Below are 19,337 nucleotides of genomic sequence, written 5' to 3'. Positions count from 1 at the left end.
GGCCGTCACTTTACCAGTCCTTTATAGACAAATCGACGAGGGATCCGTCACGGATCACGCCACATGGGCAGCATCGGCGGCCCGCCTTCGACCGCGAAGGCCGGTCCGTGATCGCGGAAACCCAGCCGCCGGTACAGTTTCGCGCTCTCCGCGGTGCTGGCCTCCAGGTAGGCGGGTTCGGTGCCGTACCGGTCGAGCCCGTGCCGCAGCAGGCGGGCGCCGATCCCCTGCCGCTGCAGGATCTTGCGGACACCGATGAACTGCGCGTGGTGGTATTCCCCGCCGGGGCCGCACTTCACCATCACGTCGACCAGCGCGCCGAGCCGTCCCAGTTCGTCGTCGGCGAGCCCGGCGAACGCGTCGCCGTCCGGCTCGCCCTCCGCACCGCTGGGCGTCCAGACGACCGCGGCCGACAGGTCACCGGTGACATCGACGTGGCCGCCCATGGCCAGCGCCCCGCGCACCACCGCGCGGTAGAAGATCGGCAACGCCACGGCGCGGCGCCCGTCCCCGGGAAAGACCCATACGCTGACGGGGTCTTCGTGGAAGGCCTCGGACAGCACGTCGACCACAGTGTCTACTTCGGACGGTTCGACGGCTCGCACGTTCATCGCCGGGCCCCCAGCCCGGCGGGTTCGCGTTCGCCGTCGTCTTCGAGCGGGCCGCCGATCCCGGCGTAGGTCTCGGGCTCCCGCGTCCGCAGCACTTCCGCGCGCAGGAAACCCGCCAGTGCCGCGACGACCACGAGGCCGGGCAGCCCCCAGCGCAGCAGGAAGGTCCCGGCCGGGCCGAGCAGCAGGTCGAAGTTGAGCAGGATCAGCGCGAGGACGGCCGACAGCGCCAGTATCGCCATCGAGGGCGCGATCCAGCGGCGCCAGGCGTTTTCGGCCGCGCGGCGCCGTTTGAAGAACCCGATCACCGAAAGCGAGACGGCGATCATGATCACCACGACCCCCATCGACGCCGTCGCGCCGAGCCAGGTGAACAGTTCGGTGACCGGATCGCGTTCGGCGATCCCGAACGCGGCCACCACCACCAGGGCGAGCGTGGTCTGCGTGAGCGATCCGGCCACCGGCGCGCCGGTGCGCTTGCTCGTCTTCGCGAGCGAGCGCGGCAGCAGCCCTTCCCGGCCCAGCGCGAAGAAGTACCGTGCGACGGCGTTGTGGAAGCTCAGCAGCGCCGCGCACTGGCCGGTCACGAAAAGCGTGTAGGCGATGGCGGAGAACGTGTCGCCGAGATGCGCACCCGCCAGGTTGAACAGCAGATCCGGCCCCTGCGCGGCGGCGGTGGTGACGATGACGTCCGGTCCGGCGCCCACGGCCAGCGCGAGCGACGACACGACGTAGAGCACCGCCGTGAGCCCGATCGCGGCGAACGTCGCCCGGCCGACCGTGCGGCTGGGTTCGCGCGTCTCCTCGCCGTAGGTCGCCGCGCCCTCGAAGCCGATGAACGCGGCGGCGGAGAACGCGAACACCGCGCCCACGCCGGTGGTGAACAGGCTCGACGGCGCCAGCGGCACCCACGAAACGCTGCCACCGGCCGGATTCGCGAACAACGCGACGTCGACGATCGTGATGACGGCGACCTCCAGGCACAGGGCCACCCCGAGCACCTTGGCGTTGAGGTCGACCCGCAGCACGCCGAGCGCGCCGACGATCACCACCAGTACCAGCGCGCACAGCCACCACGGCGGCGGTGAACCGGTGAGCGTCCCCAGCCAGGTCGACACCGACCAGCCGAACAGGCCGTAGACGCTGATCTGGATGGCGTTGTAGGTGATCAGCGTGACGAACGCGATCCCCGCGCCGGTGGATTTCCCGATCCCGTTGGCGACGTAGGGATAGAAGGCGCCGGCATTGGTGATGTAGCGGCTCATCGCCGCGTACCCGACCGCGAACAGGCCCAGGATCGGGGCCAGCAGCAGGAACGACAGCGGCACCCCGAGGCTTCCGGTGACCCCGTAGTTCGTCGGGACCCCTCCCGCGATGGCGAACAGCGGACCCGCCGCCGCCACCACGAAGAAGACGATCTGGGCGGCTCCGAGCCGCCGATGGCCGAGACCGCGCCGCGGTCTGTGCGTACCCATGAACCCGTCCCCCGGACGTCGGTTTGGCGGCGAACGCGGTCGACGCGCGTTCTTGATCTTGCGAAGCCATCCCACCTTAGGGCCGGGCACCGCGGCCAGATACGTCCGTTCAGGCTAAAAACGGACCTCGGGTCGCAGCGGGCGGACGGCTACCGCTACTTTGGCCGTCCGCACTACAACGCCGGGGGGCATGCCATTCATGCGTCGGCTGACCTTGGTCGATTCCCTGTTCTTCCTAGCCCACGACGAGTTCACCGGAAAACCCGCGCTGCGCCGCACGGGACTCGGCATCGGAATGGCCGGTTCCGCGCTTTGTGATCTCCTCCTCGCCGAGCGGATCACCGTGGAGGGCAAGCGAATCCGCCCGCTGTCGCGAGCGCGTCTCGCGCATCCCGCGCTGGACAGGGTGTTCTCGGAAATCCGCGGGGAGAACGAACGGCACACCGTCCGGGAATGGGTCGACCACCTCCGCCAGGATCTCGGGGAAAAGGTCGCGGACAATCTGCTCGCCGCCGGGGTGGTCAGCCGCGAGACCGACCGGGTGCTGATGCGGAAAATCCGGCGCTATCCGCCGCGGGATCTGCTGATGTCGACCGCCGCGCGCAGCAAGGCCAGGTCCGCCGTACTCGGCACCGAACGGCCGGACCCGCATTCGGTCTGCCTGGCGCTGCTGGCCTGGACCGTGGGTCTCGACGATCTCTGCGAACCGGAACTCGACCGCGCCGGGCTGCGCTCCTGGGCGGAGACCACTCACCGGGAACTCCCCAGGGCGCTGGCCGACCTCATCACGGGCGTCGACGCCGTCTGCGCCGCCGTCGTCTACACCGGTGACCGGCGCTGAGCGCTCGGCTCTTGCCCGGATCATTCACTCGTGGTTATCGTATGCGCACGCCGCAGTTACACCTGAGAAGTAAATGCCCATTTCTCCGTGGAAAGGGACCCCTTTCATGAGTAACGCCCTGCGGCCCGCGATGCGTCGCGCTCTCGGCGCGGTTTCCGTCCTCGTTCTCGCCGTTTCCGGCCCTGTCGCACTCTCCTCGCTCGCCTCCGCCGCGCCCGTCCCGGCGTCGGCGTCGATCTTCGCCTCCGGTGGCGACCTCGCCTCGCCGGAGAAGAAGGAGATCGCGATGCAGATCGTCTCCAGCGCGGAAAACTCTTCGCTGGACTGGAAAGCGCAGTACTCCTACATCGAGGACATCGGTGACGGACGCGGGTACACCGCCGGCATCATCGGGTTCTGCTCGGGTACCGGGGACATGCTCGAACTCGTCGAGCGCTACACGAACTCGGTGCCGGACAATCCGCTCGCGGACTACCTTCCCGCCCTGCGCGAGGTGGACGGCAGCGATTCCCACGAAGGCCTCGGCAGCGGTTTCGAAAACGCGTGGCGGGAAGCCGCCGGTCGTGAGGACTTCAAGGCGGCACAGAACAGCGAACGCGATCGCGTCTATTTCGACCCGGCGGTGAATCAGGCGAAATCGGACGGCCTGGGCGCACTGGGACAATTCATCTATTACGACGCCATCGTGATGCACGGGCCGGGCACCAGCCAGGACAGCTTCGGCGGCATCCGCTCCACCGCGCTCCAGTCGGCCAAACCGCCGTCCCAGGGCGGTGACGAGACGGCGTACCTCAAGGCGTTCCTCGACGCGCGGCGCGTGGTCATGAAGCAGGAAGAGGCGCACGCGGACACTTCGCGGATCGACACCGCGCAGCTGGTGTGGCTCAACGACGGCAACCTCGACCTGCACACCCCGCTGAGGTGGGCGGTGTACGGGGACCCGTACGAGATCGGCTAGGGCGAGGTCCAGGCTCGGTCCGTGCTGGTCAAGTCTCGTGAGTGGTAATGACGGTTCTAACCGTCATTACCACTCACGAGGCCAGCAGGTCTTCCGCGGTCCGCGTGTTGATCACCCGGTCCGGCTCGATCCCCAGCTCGGTCGCCCGCGCGCAGCCGTAGGCCAGCCAGTCCAGCTGGCCGGGCGCGTGCGCGTCGCTGTCGATCGCGAAGTCGCAGCCCAGGTCCACCGCCAGGTTCAGCAGCCGGGTCGGCGGATCCCGGCGTTCGGGACGCGAGTTGATCTCGACCGCGACCCCGTTCTCCCGGCACGCGGTGAACACCGCCTCCGCGTCGAACTCCGACTCCGGCCGTTTCCCCCGGCCGCCCATCACCAGCCGTCCGGTGCAGTGCCCCAGCACGCGGACGTGCGGATTCCGCACCGCCGCGATCATCCGCGGGGTCATCTCCCGCGCGGGCATCCGCAGCTTCGAATGCACACTCGCGACGACGAAGTCCAGCTGCCCCAGCAACTCTTCCTCCTGGTCCAGCGTGCCGTCGAGGTGGATGTCGACCTCGATCCCGTGCAGGATCCGGAACGGGGCCATCGTCTCGTTCAGTTCCGCGACGACGTCCATCTGCCGCCGGAGCCGCTCGGCAGAGAGGCCGTTGGCGACGGTCAGCCGCGGCGAGTGGTCGGTCAGCACCATCCATTCGTGGCCGAGCGCGCGGGCGGCCTCGGCCATCTCCTCGATCGGGCTTCCGCCGTCGGACCAGTCGGAGTGGGTGTGGCAGTCGCCGCGCAGCGCCGCCCGTATCGGCCCGCCGTCGGGCAGCTTCGGCTCGCCGATCTTCTCGAAGTACGCGGGACGGCGTCCGGCGAGGACGTCCTCGACGACGGCCGCGGTCGCCTTGCCGATGTTCGGCAACGCGGTCAGCGTGCCCGCCTCGGCGCGTTTGCGCAGGTCGTCCGGCTTGATTTTGGCGATCACCGAGGCCGCCTGCCGGAAGGCCCGCACCCGGTAGGTCGGCTCGCCCGCGCGCTCCAGCCGGAACGCGATCTCCCTCAACGCCTGCGCCGGTTCCATGGCTACCTGTTTACCCCGTCAGCGACGTAAGGGCAGCTCATGCAGCGCGACATCGCACAACTCGCCGTCGCGGATCTCGGCGGTCTGGTAGGTGCAGAACGGCTGACGGCGGCGATCCGTCGGCGAGCCGGGGTTCAGCAGCCGCAGCCCCTTCGGCGTGACCGAATCCCACGGGATGTGACTGTGCCCGAACACGAGGACGTCCGTGTCCGGGAAGAGTTCGTCGCAACGACGCTCGCGCCCCTGCTTGCCGCCGGTTTCGTGGATGACGGCCAGCCGGACCCCGTCGAGTTCGGCCCGCGCGATCTCGGGGAGCCGGGCCCGCAGCTCCGGGCCGTCGTTGTTGCCGTAGACCCCGATGAGCCGCGTGCCGCGCGCCTCGAGTTCGTCGAGCAGGGCGGCCTCGACCCAGTCCCCGGCGTGGACGACGACGTCCGCCGCGTCGACCTCGCGCCAGACCTGGTCCGGCAGCGCCTTCGCGCGCAGCGGCAGATGGGTGTCGGCGATCAGCAGCAGCCGCATGACTATCCCTCGATGGCGCCGAGGACACGGTCCAGGAAGTCGCCGATATGGGCGCGCAGCAGCCCGGCCGCGCCGTCGGCATCACCCTTCTTCGCCGCCGCCAGTACCGCCTTGTGCTCGGTCCATTCCTTGCGCCAGCTGGGATTCGCCTCCCAGCCGACCACGCTGATCAACGCGGCGCGATCCTTGAGGTCGTCCAGCATCGACACCATCAGCGGATTGCCGCAGCCGCTGTAGAGCGCACGGTGGAACCGGCGGTTGAGCAGGCTGAGCGCGGCCTGGTCCTTGTCGGCGATCGCCGCGGACGCCTCCTTCAGCGCCTCGGCGGCGTCTTCGAGCAGATCCGGCGAGCGGCGCTCCACCGACCGGCGCACGGCCTCGGGCTCCAGCACCATGCGGACGTCGTAGACCGACTTCGCCAGTTCCGCGTCCACCACGCAGACCGACGCGCCCTTGTACGGGCTGAAGGTGACCAAGCCCGAGTTCGACAGCACCTTGAGCGCCTCGCGGACCGGTGTCTTCGACACCCCGAGCCGGGCCGCGAGTTCGGCTTCGACCAGCGGCTGACCGGGCTTCAGCTCACGGGTGAGGATGCCGCGGCGGATCTCCTCGAGCACCACTTCGGTGCGCGAGGCGGGCAGACTGAAGGTCGATGACATGGGGCGATCATATATGAGATGCCATACTCGTGTTCATGAGAGACCCTGAGGACCTCCGCAGCCATCGCTGGTTCGGCGGCGACGAACTCCGCGGGTTCAGCCACCGGGCCCGGACCAGGCAACTCGGTTACAACCCGGAGGAACACCTCGGGAAGCCGGTCATCGCGATCCTCAACACCTGGAGCGACATCAACCCCTGCCATATGCACCTGCGCGAACGCGCGGAACAGGTGAAGCGCGGGGTGTGGCAGGCGGGCGGTTTCCCGCTGGAGTTCCCGGTCGCGACGCTGTCGGAGACCTTCCAGAAGCCGACGCCGATGCTGTACCGCAACCTCCTGTCGATGGAGACCGAGGAGATCCTGCGGTCGTATCCGGTCGACGGCGCTGTCCTGATGGGCGGCTGCGACAAGACGACACCCGCGTTGCTGATGGGCGCGGCGAGCGCGGGGCTGCCCGCCATCTTCGTGCCCGCCGGCCCGATGTTGCGCGGGCACTGGCGGAACGAGGTCCTCGGCAGCGGCACCGACATGTGGAAGTACTGGGATGACAAGCGCGCCGGGCTGATCGGCGACGAGGAACTGTCCGAACTGGAGCGTGGGCTCGCCCGCTCCCCCGGTACCTGCATGACGATGGGCACCGCCTCGACGATGATGTCGGTCGCCGAAGTGCTCGGCCTGACCTTGCCCGGGGCGGCCTCGATCCCGGCTGTCGATTCGGCGCACCACCGGATGGCCGCGGCGAGCGGCGCGCGCGTCGTGGAGATGGTCTGGGAGGACCTCACCGTCACGAAGATCCTCGACGAACGCGCGTACGCCGACGCGATCACCACCGTGCTGGCGCTCGGCGGGTCCACCAACGCCGTCATCCACCTGATCGCGATGGCGGGCCGCGGGCGGATTCCGCTGTCCATCGACGATTTCGACGCGATCGCGCGCCGGGTCCCGGTACTGGCGAACATCCGGCCCGGCGGCGACTGGCTGATGGAGGACTTCTACTACGCGGGCGGCCTGCCCGGCCTGCTCTCCCGGCTGACCGACCTGCTGCACACCGATCGCGTCACCGTCACCGGCCGGACGCTCGGCGAGACGCTGAAAACCGCGCGGGTGCACAACGACGACGTCATCCGCACCCGCGAAAATCCCGTCGCCGCCGAAGGGGGCGTCGCGGTCCTGCGCGGCAATCTGGCGCCGTCTGGCGCGGTGATCAAGCACATCGCGGCGGAGCCGCATCTGCTCGTCCACACTGGACCCGCGGTGGTCTTCGACGACTACAAGGACCTGAAGAAGCGCATCAACGATCCCTCGCTCGGCATCACCGAGGACTCGGTGCTGGTGCTGCGCGGCTCCGGCCCGCTCGGCGGCCCCGGCATGCCCGAGTACGGGATGCTTCCGCTGCCGGATCACCTGCTGGCCAAGGGGGTCCGGGACATGGTCCGGGTCTCCGACGCGCGGATGAGCGGGACCAGTTACGGCGCCTGTGTCCTGCACGTGGCGCCGGAATCCCACGTCGGCGGACCACTCGCGCTGGTCCGCGACGGCGATCCGATCACTTTGGACGTTCCCGCCCGGCGGCTCAGCCTCGATGTCGGCGACAAGGAACTGGAGCGCCGACGGGCACAGTGGACACCGCCCGCGCCGCGCTTCGAACGAGGTTACGGCGCGTTGTACACCGAACACATCACGCAAGCCGACGAAGGCTGCGACTTCGATTTCCTCGCTCGGGTGGGGGAGAACCCCGAACCTGACGCCCAGTGATCACCCGGCGGAGTGGCTGCTCACCCGACCGGGCGAGTTGCAAGCCGACAAACGGCGCCCCGTATCTTGAACACACGTCCGGACGCGTGGAATGCCCGGATGTACGACGTGCCGTCCGGCGACCTCGCCGGCTGTGGAGGGTGGAAAGTTGCCGCAGGAACCGCGCTGGCCCGAGTCCCATGCCGAGCAGACGGACATTCTCCCGGTCGTCACGCCCGGGTTCGGGGAGTCTGCCACGCCGCCGGAGACCGCGCCACCGAAGCGCCGTCGCGGCTACCGCAAGGCGGCCTTCATCGGCGGGGGCGTGTTCGGCCTGCTGGTCGTCGCCTACGCCCTCGACCTGCTGGTCTCCCAGGGCAGCGTCCCCCGCGGCGTCACCGTGGCCGGGGTCGACGTCGGCGGGATGGACCGCACCGCGGCCGAGAAGGAGCTCAGGGGCGGGATCGAGCCGCGGCTGACCCGGCCCGTGAAGCTCGTCGCGGGTGACGTCGAGGAGGCGCTGGCGCCGAACGCGGCCGGCCTGCGCCTCGACTGGCCCGCCACCCTCGACCAGGCGGGTGACCAGCCGCTGAACCCGTTCACGCGGATCGCGTCGTTCTTCTCGACCACCGAGGTCGGCGTCGTCACCCACACCGACGACGGCAAGCTCACCGCCGCGATGGAGGGCCTGCGCGGCAAGATCGACCGCGATCCCGTCGAAGGCACCGTCCGGTTCGAAGAGGCCAAGCCGGTCGCCGTCGAGCCGAAGACCGGGCAGAAGCTCGACGTCGAGGCCGCCAAGCAGACGATCCTGGATCGCTGGGCCACCGGCGAGCAGCTCACCCTCGCGGTCACCCAGACCCCGGTCAAGGTCTCGCCGGAAGCCGTCCACGCCGCCCTCGAACAGGTCGCGAAGCCCGCCGTGGCGGCGCCGCTGGTGATCAAGGGCGAAGGCAAGGGCGCGGTCGTCAAACCGGAGGCCATCGCGGGCGCGCTGACCTTCGAGCCCGCCGACGGCGGGGTGCTGAACCCCAAGGTGGACAACAACAAGATCATCGAAGCCGCGGGTCCGCAGCTGAAGTCCACCGAAAAAGAGGGCAAGGACGCGCAGATCGTCTTCGAAGGCGGCAAGCCGACCGTCGAGCCGTCCGAGGACGCGAACGTCGTCGACTGGGAGCCGAGCCTCAAGCCGGTGCTCGACGTCCTCAAGCGCACCGGGCCCCGCGAGCTGCCGGTGACCTACAAGAAGACCCCGGCCAAGGTGACCACCGAGCAGGCGAACCAGCTCGGCATCAAGGAGGTCGTCAGTGAGTTCAAGACCGGCGGCTTCGCCCCGGACTCGGGGACGAACATCCGGGTCGTGGCGCAGAAGGTCAACGGCGCCATCGTGAAACCGAACGAGACCTTCAGCCTCAACGGGTTCACCGGACCGCGTGGCGCGGCACAGGGTTACGTCGAAGCGGGTGTCATCAAGGACGGCGCGCCCGGCCGCGAGGTCGGCGGCGGGATCTCGCAGTTCGCGACCACGCTGTACAACGCCTCGTACTTCGCCGGGATGAAGGACACCGAGCACAAGGAACACAGCTACTACATCAGCCGCTATCCCGCCGCGCGCGAGGCGACGGTGTTCCAGAACCACAACGGCGGCAGCGTCATCGACCTGAAGTTCACCAACGACGGGGACACCGGGATCGCGATCCAGACCATCTGGACGCCGTCGGACATCACGATCCGGTTGTGGGGCACCAAGAAGTACACCGTCGAGTCGATCCCGGGCGGCCGCTCCAACCCGTCCGAGCCACCGACCAAGCCCGGCCCCGCCGAGAACTGCAAGCCCAGCAACGGCGCGCCCGGCTTCACCACGTCGGACACCCGGATCATCAAGGACGCCGCGAGCGGCCGCGAGATCCGGCGCCACACCCGCAACGTGCACTACAACCCCCAGCCGAAGATCACCTGCGGTACGGAGTAACTTCCCCCCGGACGCGTTCACCGAACGCGTCCGGGGCGGTACCCTGAGTGGCGCACCCGACGGGACGGGGGTGTCACCTCGTGACTTCGACGGCGACCTTCCGGCAGCTCCTCACGGTCGGTGAACTGCGGGCGATCTGGTTCGCGGAACTCCAGTCCATCCTCGGCGATCAGGTGGCCAGGGTCGCCCTGTCGGTCCTGGTGTTCCAGCGGACCGGTTCGGCGACGTGGCCCGCGCTGACCTACGCGCTCACCTATCTGCCCGATCTGATCGGCGGACCACTGCTCGGCGGGCTGGCCGACCGGTTCCCGCGCCGCGCGGTGATGGTCTGTTCCGACGTCGTCCGGGCGCTTTTGGTCGCCGTACTCGCGATCCCCGGTATCCCGTTGCCCGCGCTCGCCGCCGTACTGGTGGTGGTGCAGCTGGCCAACGCCCCGTTCACCGCCGCGCAGGCCGCCGTCCTGCCGTCGGTGCTGAGCGGGGATTCCTATGTACTCGGCCAATCGCTGCTGAAGATCACCAATCAGGTCGGCCAGCTCGCCGGATTCGCCTTGGGCGGCGCGGTGATCGCCGTGATCGGGCCGGGCAAGGGACTCGCCCTCGACGCGGTGACGTTCGGCGTCTCGGCGCTCGTCCTTCGGCTGGGTGTCCGCGCCCGGCCCGCTTCGGGTGCCGGTGGACCGGCGACGTCGACGCTGCGGCGGCTTTCGGCCGGTGCCCGCACGATCTGGCGGGACCGGCGGTTGCGGGCACTGGTCGGCCTCGCGTGGCTGGCGGGTTTCGTCATCGTGCCGGAAGGGCTGGCCGTGCCCTACGCCGCGGAGATCGGCGGCGGGGCGGTGACGGCGGGGCTGCTGCTCGCGGCGCATCCGGCCGGGATCGTGCTCGGGGTGTTCGTCCTCGGCCGCCTGGTGCGGCCCGAAACGCGGCTGCGGCTGGTCGGGATGCTGGCGCTCGGCGCGATCCTGCCGCTGGCGGCGTTCTGGTTCCGCCCTTCGCTCCCCTACGCCGCCGGACTGCTCGTGCTGTCCGGGATGTGCGCGGCGTACCAGGTCACCGCCGGCACCACCTTCATGCGGCTGGTACCCGACACCGAACGAGGCCAGGCCTTCGGCCTCGCCGGGTCGGGGCTCATCGCCGTGCAGGGAATCGGGCTGATCGCCGGCGGCCTGCTCGTCGGCGTACTCGGTTCACCCGCGACGACGGTCTCGGTCATCGCACTGGCCGGTCTCGTAGTGGCTGTTCCGGCCACCCGGGCTTGGCGCCAAGTGGCCCCTCTTCACCCCCTTTGACCGGAACCCGGTACTCACCAGTTCTGCCCGCGCATAGGGCTCACCCCCTCGGCCTACCCGGTCCGGTCACGCGTGGTGCACCCACGCCTACCCATACAGCGTAGTGACACCTAGTATCCAACCGATTACGTTCGTCTCCGTGGCGCTAACGAATTGGGCGCTGTGGCGGCTACCCCACCGCGGTTTGATCGGCTTCGTCCTCCTGGTGGACGTCGCGGCGATCGCCGGATCCGCCTGGTCTTTTCTCCACCTCCCGGTCACCCCGGGCGACGCCATCCCGTTCGCGATCCTGATCGCCAGCGTCGTGCTGTACACGGAGTTGTCGCGGCCGGTGGAACGAGTGCGGGAACGATTCGCGGGCACGCCGCACATCTCGCTCGACAGCGTCTGGACCTTCGCCGCCGTCCTGCTGCTGCACCCCGGACTCGCCGCGCTGGTCATCGCCGTGTCCTTCTTCTACCGCTGGTTCCGGGGGCAGCCGAACCCGCTGTTCCGGCGGACGTTCTCCATGTCGGCCACCGTGCTCTCGGGTTTCGCGGCCTCCGCCTTTCTCACGCGGTACGCCGTCCCGTTCGACGTCCTCCCCCGCGACGTCCGGTCGTTCGGCGTGGTGGTCGCGGCCGGTGGGGTGTTCCTGCTGGTGAACACCGTGCTGATGACCGTCGCGGTGTATTACGGCACCCCGCACGACAGGCTGCGCGACGCGGTGGCGAAGCCGTTCGAGTACGCGCTCGAAGCCGCGACGATCGCGCTCGGCGTCGTCGTGGCGTGGGCGCTGCGGGACTGGCCGGTGGTGCTGCTGCTGATCATCGGGATCACGCTGGTGCTGCATCGCGGGGTGCTGCTGAGGCAGCTGAAACGGCAGGCGCGCAGCGACGCCAAGACGGGACTGCTCAACGCCAAGGCGTGGCGCGACGCCGCCGCCGACGAACTCGACCGCGCGCGGCGGGCGGGGCGGCACACCAGCCTGCTGATGCTCGACGTCGACCGGTTCAAGAAGATCAACGACCGGCACGGTCATCTGGTCGGTGACCGGTATCTCGCCGCCATCGCGGAAACGCTGCGCACCGAGGTGCGCGGGACGGATCTGGTGGGCCGGTTCGGCGGCGAGGAGTTCGTCGTCCTGCTGCCCGGCACCCCCGCGGTGCACGCGCACGCGATCGCGGAACGGATCCGGTCGAGTATCGCGAACCGGGGCGGCCTGCCGGAGCACGTCACGGTGTCGATCGGTCTCGCCGACCGGCCGGGCGTGACCGACCTCGACGACCTGATCGCCGTCGCGGACAGGGCGCTTTACGAGGCGAAGGCCACCGGCCGGAACCGGACTTCGGGCTACCAGGTGACCGGCTGACCCCGCCCTCTGGAACGCTATGAAAGGACCTTTCCTTGCAAAATTTGCAAGGAAAGGTCCTTTCATAGCGCGTCCGGAGGGGTTACGGGAGCCCGGCGAGGGACTTCTCGAGGGCGGAGTCGGGCAGCGCGTTGTCCACCATGTCGCCCGCCAGGTACGCGCCGTACGCCGGGAGGTCGAGGTGGGCGTGCCCGCACAGCGCGGTCAAGATCACCTTCTCCTCACCGGTTTCCTTGCACCGCAACGCTTCCTGAATGCACGCGGCGAGCGCGTGCGTCGGCTCCGGTGCCGGGATGATGCCCTCCGCGCGGGCGAACCGCACTCCGGCGGCGAAACAGTCCTCCTGGCCGATGGCGATCGCGTCGATCAGCCCGAGTTCGTAGATATGCGAGATCAGCGGCGACATCCCGTGATAGCGGAGGCCGCCGGCGTGGATGGGGTCGGGGATGAAGGCGTGACCGAGGGTGTGCATCTTCAGCAGCGGCGTCAGCCCGGCGGTGTCCCCGAAGTCGTACGCGTACGTGCCGCGGGTGAGTGACGGACAGGCGGCCGGTTCGACCGCCCGGATCACCGGGTCCATCCGCCCGGCGAGTTTCTCGCGCAGGAACGGGAAGGCGAGCCCGCCGAAGTTCGAACCACCGCCGGTGCAGCCGATGAGCACGTCCGGGGTGTCCCCGGCGAGTTCGAACTGCTTCAGCGCCTCTTCGCCGATGATCGTCTGGTGCAGCAGGACGTGGTTGAGCACGCTGCCCAGCGCGTACCGCGTGTTCTCCGCCTGAGCGGCCTGTTCGACCGCTTCACTGATCGCGATGCCGAGGCTCCCGGTCGACTCCGGGTCGGCGGCCAGGATCGCGCGGCCGGACTCGGTCAGCTCGGACGGGCTCGGATGCACGGTCGCGCCGAAGGTCTCCATCATCAGCTTGCGGTACGGCTTCTGGTCGTACGAGGCGCGGACCTGCCACACCTCGCATTCGAGCCCGAAGGTGGCGCAGGCGAACGCGAGCGCGCTCCCCCACTGACCGGCGCCGGTCTCCGTGGTCAGCCTGGTGACGCCCTCCGCCGCGTTGTAGAACGCCTGCGGCACGGCGGTGTTGGGCTTGTGCGAGCCGACCGGGCTGACCCCTTCGTACTTGTAATAGATGCGGGCGGGCGTGCCGAGCGCCTTCTCGAGCCGCCTCGCGCGGAACAGCGGCGACGGCCGCCAGAGCCGGTAGACCTCCAGTACCTCTTCCGGGATGTCGACGTAACGGTCGGTGGTGACCTCTTGGGCGATGAGCGCCTGCGGGAACAGCGGCGCGAGGTCGTCCGGGCCGACCGGCTCGCGCGTGCCCGGATGCAGCGGCGGGGGTGGCGGCTCCGGGAGATCCGGGATGACGTTGTACCACCTGGTCGGCATGTCGGCTTCGTCGAGGATGTACTTCGTCCGCTCCACCATGGCGCCTCCTCCGGTCGAGCCTTCCAACCTAAAGGGACGGACAGCGCGACACCAGGGATCGCCACTACGGTGGGGACATGGGGAATCTCGTACTGCTGGACGCGCCGTCCAATCTCGGCCTGCGTCCACCCGCCGAAGGAGTGGTTCCAGGCTGTTACAAAGCACCCGGCGCGCTGCGTGACCATGGCCTGCTCACCCGGTTGGGGGCGACCGACGGCGGGGTGGTCACCCCACCGCGCTATCTGCCGGACTGGACGCCGGACGGCGGCGTCCGTAACGCCGCCGGGATCGCGGCCTACACGACGGCCCTCGCCGCCCGCCTCGCGAAGATCCGCGCGGACGGCGGCTTCCCGGTGGTGCTCGGCGGCGACTGCTCGATCGCGCTCGCCGCGATGCTGACCCTGCGCCGCGAAGGTCGCTTCGGCATCGTCTACTTCGACGGGCACGACGACTTCCGCCACCTCGGCAACTCCGATCACGTCGCTTCCGTCGGCGGCGAGGCACTCGCCCTCGTCACCGGCCGCGGCGCCCCGGAACTGGCCGATGTGGACGGTCTGGCGCCCTACGTCCGCGACGAGGACGTCCTCGTGCTCGGCGTTCGCGAAGAGGAGTCCGCCGAGGCGAGGGAAGCCGGGCTCCGGACGGTGACCAGCCAGGAGATCATGGCCTCCGGCACCGGCGGCGCGCTCGCGGCCGCCCGCGAGATCTTCGCGCCGCTGGACGGATTCTGGATCCACGTCGACATCGACACCCTCGATCCGGAGTTCGTGTCCGCTGTGGACAGTCCCGACCCCGGCGGGCTCAGCCCGGACAAGCTCGTCGAACTTCTTCGCGGCCTGCTCGCGCTGCCCGGCGCGGCCGGACTGGAACTGACCATCTTCGATCCCGACCTCGACCCCGACGGCACACAGGCCGCACTGGTGACGGACTCGCTCGTCCGCGCTCTGGAAGGAATCCGATGACCGAAGTGACCGTCGCCGACGGCTCGTTCGACGCCCCGCTCTGGCTGCCCGAATCGGGTTCCGGCCCGGGTCTGGTCCTGATCCAGGAGATCTTCGGCCTCGACGACTACCTGAGGTCCGTCGCCGCCGATCTCGCCGCGCTCGGCTACGTCGTCGCCGTGCCCGAACTGTTCTGGCGGATCGCCCCCGGCTGGTCGGCCACCCACGACGAGGCCGGGATCTCGGCGTCGATGGCGGTGGCGGGCGAACTCGACCCGGCACGCGCGGTCACCGACGTGCTCGCGACCCTGGCGATGCTCCGGTCCCTGCCCGCGACCGGGGGCCGCGCGGGCGTCTTCGGCTTCTGCCTCGGCGGCTCGATGGCTTACGCGGCCGCCGCCGAGGGCGACCCGGACGTCGCCGTGTCGTACTACGGCTCGACAGTGCCGGGGCAGCTTCCGTTGCTGGACAAGATCACTTGCCCCATCCAGTTCCAGTTCGGCGGGGCGGACCCCTACATTCCCATCGAGGGCGTGCGGAAGCTGGCCGACGCGGTGGCCGCCCATGACGGCGCGGAGATCCACATCCACGAGGGCGCGGGGCACGCGTTCCACAACCACGTGGCGCCGATGTTCCACCAGCCCGAACCCGCCGCGGCGGCCTGGGCACTGACGCTGGAGTTCCTCGAGCGGGTATTTCCGGCGTAAGTGAGTGGTGGGGGTCGTGAGTGGTAATGACGGTTAGAACCGTCATTACCACTCACGACGGAATATGTCGGTGCCTCGCGGTAGTTTCCCCACCATGGCCACATTGGTGAGTTTTCACGCCCACCCCGACGACGAGTGCATCGTCGCGGGCGGCGTCATGCGCAAGGCCTTCGAGGAAGGTCACCGTGTCGTGCTCGTCGTCGCGACCCGGGGCGAGGTCGGCGAGGTGCCGGACGGCTTCCTCGACGAAGGAGAGGAGTTGTGGCAGCGCCGCGTCCAAGAGACGCACGCTTCGGCCGAGATACTGGGGGCCAAGCGCGTGGAGTTCCTGGGGTACACCGATTCCGGCATGATGGGCGAGCCCCGCAACGACGAGCCTGGCACGTTCTGGCAGGCCGACGTCGAGGAGGCCGCGCAGCGGCTCGCCGCGATCCTGCGCGAGGAGCAGGCCGACGTCCTGACCGTCTACGACGACAACGGCGGCTACGGGCACCCGGACCACATCCAGGTCCACCGTGTCGGCATGCGCGCGGCCGAGCTGGCGGGCACGCCGCGGGTCTACGAGGCGACGAGCAACAGTGACGAAATGCGCCGTGGCATGGAGGAGGCGGCGCGGACCGGGCAGATGAAACCCGAGGACCTCCCCGATTTCGACGACGGCATGGAGTTCGGCAAGCCCGAGGCGATCCTCACGGCGCGGGTCGACGTCACCGAGTACCTGCCCCACAAGCGGGCCGCGATGCGCGCGCACGCCAGCCAGATCAGCGAGGAATCGTTCTTCCTCGCGATGCCCGACGAGGGTTTCGCGCAGGCTTTCGGCACCGAATGGTTCATCCGCGCGGGCCAGGGACCGGGTATCACCGAGACCGACCTCATGGCCGGTCTCTGACACCCCGCGTTTCGTCCTCTGGATGCGTTCCTTGCACGCGCAACTACCGCATCCAGAGGACGAACCGCAGGCCGTGGGTCGGGCGGTGGGTCAGGCCGTGGGTCAGGCCGTCGAGGCGGTGACGTCGAGTTCGACGAGCTGCCCGCGGTAGCCGAGCTGCGCGACGCCGAGCAGGGTGCTCGCGGTGGTGAAGGCCTCGCCGATCTCCGACTCGACGAACCGGTCCCACACCGCCGAAAGCACGTCGGCGTCCGGCGTCACCACGTAGATCACCGTGCGGACGACGTCGGCCGGGGTCGCCTCGGCGAAGGCGAGCGCGGCGGCGGTGTTCGCGACCACCTGGTCGACCTGGGCGAGCACATCGCCTTCGACGACCTTGCCGTCTTCGGCGAGCGGGCACTGGCCGGCGAGGTGGATGTCCCGCCGCCCTTCGACGATGGTCACGTGGTGGTAGGTGGGCGTGGGGTGCAGACCGGGCGGATGGTGGCGTTGAATGGTCACGAGCCGCATCCTCATCGAACCGGTCTCGGCCGGCCAACTGGATTTCCCGGGGGAACCATGCGCAGGACGATCGACTGGACCGGCGACGCGGTCACGATCATCGACCAGACCGCCCTCCCCGCGGAGTACCGCCTGCTCGAACTCCGCACGGTCGGCGAACTCGTCGACGCCATCCAGCGGCTGGCCGTCCGCGGTGCCCCGGCACTCGGCGCGGCGGGCGCGCTCGGTGTGGTGCTCGCGACCCGCGCGGAGGGCGACGTCGAGGCCGAGGCAAAACGCGTCGCCCGGGCCCGGCCCACCGCGGTCAACCTGAGCTGGGGTGTCTCCCGCGCGCTCGCGAAGCTCCCGGAGGGGCCGGAAGCCGTACTCGCCGAAGCGCTGGAAATCCTCGACGAGGACGAGCGGATCAACCACGAGGCCTCCCGGCTGGCGGCCGAAGTGGTGCTCGAACACTGCGAGCGGCGGCCGTTGCGGCTGCTCAGCCACTGCAACGCGGGCCGCCTCGCGACGGTCGGCTGGGGCAGCGCGCTCGGTGTCGTCTGGCATCTGCACGCCCGGGGCCTGGTCGAATCCGTGCTGGTCGACGAGACCAGGCCGCTCCTGCAGGGCGCCCGCCTGACCGCCTGGGAACTGGCCGAAGCCGGTGTCCCGTACCGGATCTCCCCCGACGGCGCGGCCGCCGCCGCGATGGCCCGCGGCCTGGTCGACTGCGTGCTCGTCGGCGCCGACCGGATCGCCGCCAACGGCGACGTGGCCAACAAGATCGGTACCTACGGCCTGGCGATCGCGGCGCGGCACCACGGGGTCCCGTTCGTGGTCGTCGCCCCTTCGTCCACTGTGGACAACACGATGCCGGACGGCGCCGGGATCGTGATCGAGGAACGCGATCCCGGCGAGGTCCTGAGCTTCGGCGGCACGAAGGTCGCGCCCGACGGCGCGGAGGTGTTCAACCCGGCCTTCGACGTGACGCCGTTCGAGCTGGTCACCGCGGTGGTCACGGAGCACGGACCGCGTTCAGCCGGCTAAACGCGCCACCGAACCGCACAGAAGCGAGAGAAGCTCTAGAAGGATTCCAGGCAGCACGGCTCCCGGTCGGCCGCGAACGCCGCCGTCGCCCGCGCGACCGCGCCGGCGGTCCGCTCCTTGATCCGGCCCGCCGCGGCCAGCGTGCTCGGCCGGGTCCCGCCGAGGAAGATCGCGCCGAGGTCGATCACGTCCAGTTCGAGATCCGGAGCGTCCTCCACCCGCTTCACCTCGGCGTTCCCGTCGGCCGCGGCGGTGAGCCGCCAGTTCCCGGTGTTCCACGGGCAGAAGGCGTCACGGACGCCGAACACCAGGTCCACCGGACCGTGGTAGCGGCGGGTTGCCAGGCCGCGGTCGACGTCGACGAGCCGGAGCCACAGGGCGTCACCGGCGGACCGGGTGATGGCGCGGGGGTCGGCCAGAAGGTGGATGAGCGGTTCGTCGAGGGCGGCGAACGTCTCCAGCGTGAAGACCAGGTCGTAGTCGAGCAGGTAGCGGTACAGCGTCGCGTACGCCTCCGGGGTGGTCGCGACGAGTTCCTGCACGGTCAGCGTCCCGCGCGGGCCTTCTTCGTTCCAGTCGTTCTTCAGCCGGAAGATCGCGTAGCCGTCCGGCAGGACGGCGAACTTCAGCGCGGTCGCGCCGTGACGCCGGTACTCCGGGTCGTCGAGCAGGAATTCCCAGGTCGACTCGTGTCTGCCGAGCGCGCCGACCCGTTGCGGCGCTTCCTTTTCGTAGATCGCCCTGATCAGCGGGACAGCCTGCTCGCGGCCGACTTCGCGGACCCGCTCGGCTTCGAGTTCGACGCCGGGCCGGTACGCGGACTTCGCGCGCACCTTCGCGCGGTAGAACTGCGTCGCGAGGCCGTAACCGAAGCGCGGATAGATGATCGCTTCGGACGCCCACAGCGCGGCGATCGGTTCGCCGCCGTTCTCGTGCAGGCCGTGCAACTGCTCCCGCATGACCCGTGTGAGCACACCTCGCCTGCGGTGCCCCGGCGCGACACCGACCGACGTCACCGCGGCGAGCGGCGTCTGCCCGGCGCCGGGAACGGTGATCTCGCGGGTGAGCAGTTCGCCCGTGCCGATGAGGTCGTCGCCATCGAACACACCGTGCGTACGGTCCGGTTCGAACACCAGCTCTTCGCGGTGTTTCAACCCGTCCGTGGGGTCGGTGAGGAAAGCGCTCGCGAGCAACTCCGCGAACGCGGGCAGGTCGTCGGTGGTCAGGGTGCGGATGGTCAAGCTGTCATCGCTCACTCAGCCGTCCTACGCCCCTTCACCGACGACCGCCACGTATTATTTGAGAGGTAAGGCAAACGTGGCGTGATCGACTCGATGCCGTGAAGGTCCCCTTGCCTA

At 69.5% G+C, this 19,337-nt stretch carries 18 protein-coding genes; 10 read left to right on the top strand and 8 right to left on the bottom strand.

Annotated features, from left to right (window positions below; genetic code table 11):
- Positions 1-47 precede the first annotated feature (47 nt).
- A complete protein-coding gene (locus L324_RS23750) occupies positions 48-611 on the bottom strand; it encodes a GNAT family N-acetyltransferase (RefSeq protein ID WP_037312736.1) in 564 nt (187 codons plus the stop codon).
- Entirely contained in the window at positions 608-2,086 is a 1,479-nt protein-coding gene (locus tag L324_RS23745) for an APC family permease (RefSeq protein ID WP_037312732.1), read from the bottom strand. Before L324_RS23745 ends, L324_RS23750 begins: the two co-directional genes overlap by 4 nt.
- A gap of 199 nt (positions 2,087-2,285) precedes the next feature.
- Between L324_RS23745 and L324_RS23740 the strand changes: the two genes are divergently transcribed.
- Positions 2,286-2,927 carry a GOLPH3/VPS74 family protein gene (locus L324_RS23740; RefSeq protein WP_037312729.1) on the top strand — a complete coding sequence of 214 codons (642 nt, stop codon included), beginning with the start codon at positions 2,286-2,288 and terminating at the stop codon, positions 2,925-2,927.
- 106 nt (positions 2,928-3,033) lie between these two features.
- Complete coding sequence (locus L324_RS23735) at positions 3,034-3,885, top strand: chitosanase (RefSeq protein ID WP_037312726.1); 852 nt, start codon at positions 3,034-3,036, stop codon at positions 3,883-3,885.
- 73 nt (positions 3,886-3,958) lie between these two features.
- Here L324_RS23735 and L324_RS23730 read toward each other — a convergent pair whose 3' ends face one another.
- Genes L324_RS23730 through L324_RS23720 form a run of 3 tightly spaced genes read right to left on the bottom strand, consistent with a single transcriptional unit; the run spans position 3,959 to position 6,132 of the window.
- Positions 3,959-4,951, bottom strand: a complete 993-nt coding sequence (locus L324_RS23730; RefSeq protein ID WP_037312722.1) for a PHP domain-containing protein — start codon at positions 4,949-4,951, stop codon at positions 3,959-3,961.
- An 18-nt stretch (positions 4,952-4,969) separates the two neighbouring features.
- A complete protein-coding gene (locus L324_RS23725; protein ID WP_037312719.1) occupies positions 4,970-5,473 on the bottom strand; it encodes a metallophosphoesterase family protein in 504 nt (167 codons plus the stop codon).
- Positions 5,474-5,475: 2 nt separating this feature from the next.
- A complete protein-coding gene (locus tag L324_RS23720; protein WP_037312716.1) occupies positions 5,476-6,132 on the bottom strand; it encodes a GntR family transcriptional regulator in 657 nt (218 codons plus the stop codon).
- A 35-nt stretch (positions 6,133-6,167) separates the two neighbouring features.
- On the opposite strand from L324_RS23720, the gene araD reads away from it, so the two are divergent.
- The 4 genes from araD to L324_RS23700 all read left to right on the top strand — a co-directional run bounded on the left by araD (position 6,168) and on the right by L324_RS23700 (position 12,480).
- Positions 6,168-7,886, top strand: a complete 1,719-nt coding sequence (gene araD, locus L324_RS23715; protein ID WP_037312915.1) for an L-arabinonate dehydratase — start codon at positions 6,168-6,170, stop codon at positions 7,884-7,886.
- Between the two features lie 148 nt (positions 7,887-8,034).
- Positions 8,035-9,837, top strand: coding sequence for a VanW family protein (locus L324_RS23710; RefSeq protein WP_037312912.1), 1,803 nt, complete (start codon positions 8,035-8,037; stop codon positions 9,835-9,837).
- An 80-nt stretch (positions 9,838-9,917) separates the two neighbouring features.
- A complete protein-coding gene (locus L324_RS23705) occupies positions 9,918-11,129 on the top strand; it encodes an MFS transporter (RefSeq protein ID WP_037312713.1) in 1,212 nt (403 codons plus the stop codon).
- Positions 11,130-11,268: 139 nt separating this feature from the next.
- Entirely contained in the window at positions 11,269-12,480 is a 1,212-nt protein-coding gene (locus tag L324_RS23700) for a GGDEF domain-containing protein (RefSeq protein ID WP_235783631.1), read from the top strand.
- Positions 12,481-12,562: 82 nt separating this feature from the next.
- On the opposite strand, the gene L324_RS23695 is transcribed toward L324_RS23700, so the two are convergent.
- Positions 12,563-13,915 carry a TrpB-like pyridoxal phosphate-dependent enzyme gene (locus L324_RS23695; protein WP_037312708.1) on the bottom strand — a complete coding sequence of 451 codons (1,353 nt, stop codon included), beginning with the start codon at positions 13,913-13,915 and terminating at the stop codon, positions 12,563-12,565.
- 77 nt (positions 13,916-13,992) lie between these two features.
- Here L324_RS23695 and L324_RS23690 point away from each other — a divergent pair, with 77 nt between their 5' ends.
- The 3 genes from L324_RS23690 (at position 13,993) to L324_RS23680 (ending at position 16,452) form a co-directional block, all read left to right on the top strand.
- Positions 13,993-14,877: an arginase family protein gene (locus L324_RS23690; protein ID WP_037312705.1), complete on the top strand. Its 885-nt coding sequence runs from the start codon at positions 13,993-13,995 to the stop codon at positions 14,875-14,877.
- Entirely contained in the window at positions 14,874-15,563 is a 690-nt protein-coding gene (locus tag L324_RS23685) for a dienelactone hydrolase family protein (protein WP_037312702.1), read from the top strand. Before L324_RS23690 ends, L324_RS23685 begins: the two co-directional genes overlap by 4 nt.
- Positions 15,564-15,657: 94 nt before the next feature.
- On the top strand, positions 15,658-16,452 hold the full coding sequence (locus L324_RS23680; RefSeq protein WP_037312699.1) for a PIG-L family deacetylase: 795 nt from the start codon (positions 15,658-15,660) through the stop codon (positions 16,450-16,452).
- A 102-nt stretch (positions 16,453-16,554) separates the two neighbouring features.
- Here the strand turns inward: L324_RS23680 and L324_RS23675 are convergent, their stop codons facing one another.
- Entirely contained in the window at positions 16,555-16,962 is a 408-nt protein-coding gene (locus L324_RS23675; protein ID WP_235783632.1) for a RidA family protein, read from the bottom strand.
- Positions 16,963-17,010: 48 nt separating this feature from the next.
- Between L324_RS23675 and mtnA the strand changes: the two genes are divergently transcribed.
- Positions 17,011-17,979 (top strand): S-methyl-5-thioribose-1-phosphate isomerase, encoded by a 969-nt coding sequence (gene mtnA, locus L324_RS23670; protein WP_037312696.1) that lies wholly within the window; start codon positions 17,011-17,013, stop codon positions 17,977-17,979.
- Positions 17,980-18,014: 35 nt separating this feature from the next.
- Here mtnA and L324_RS23665 read toward each other — a convergent pair whose 3' ends face one another.
- Positions 18,015-19,235, bottom strand: coding sequence for a GNAT family N-acetyltransferase (locus tag L324_RS23665; RefSeq protein ID WP_037312693.1), 1,221 nt, complete (start codon positions 19,233-19,235; stop codon positions 18,015-18,017).
- Positions 19,236-19,337 lie beyond the last annotated feature (102 nt).

The organism is Amycolatopsis orientalis DSM 40040 = KCTC 9412 (assembly GCF_000478275.1).
GTDB lineage: Bacteria > Actinomycetota > Actinomycetes > Mycobacteriales > Pseudonocardiaceae > Amycolatopsis > Amycolatopsis orientalis.
Note: the sequence above shows the minus strand (reverse complement) of the source record. Positions and strands in the feature narration are given on the sequence as shown.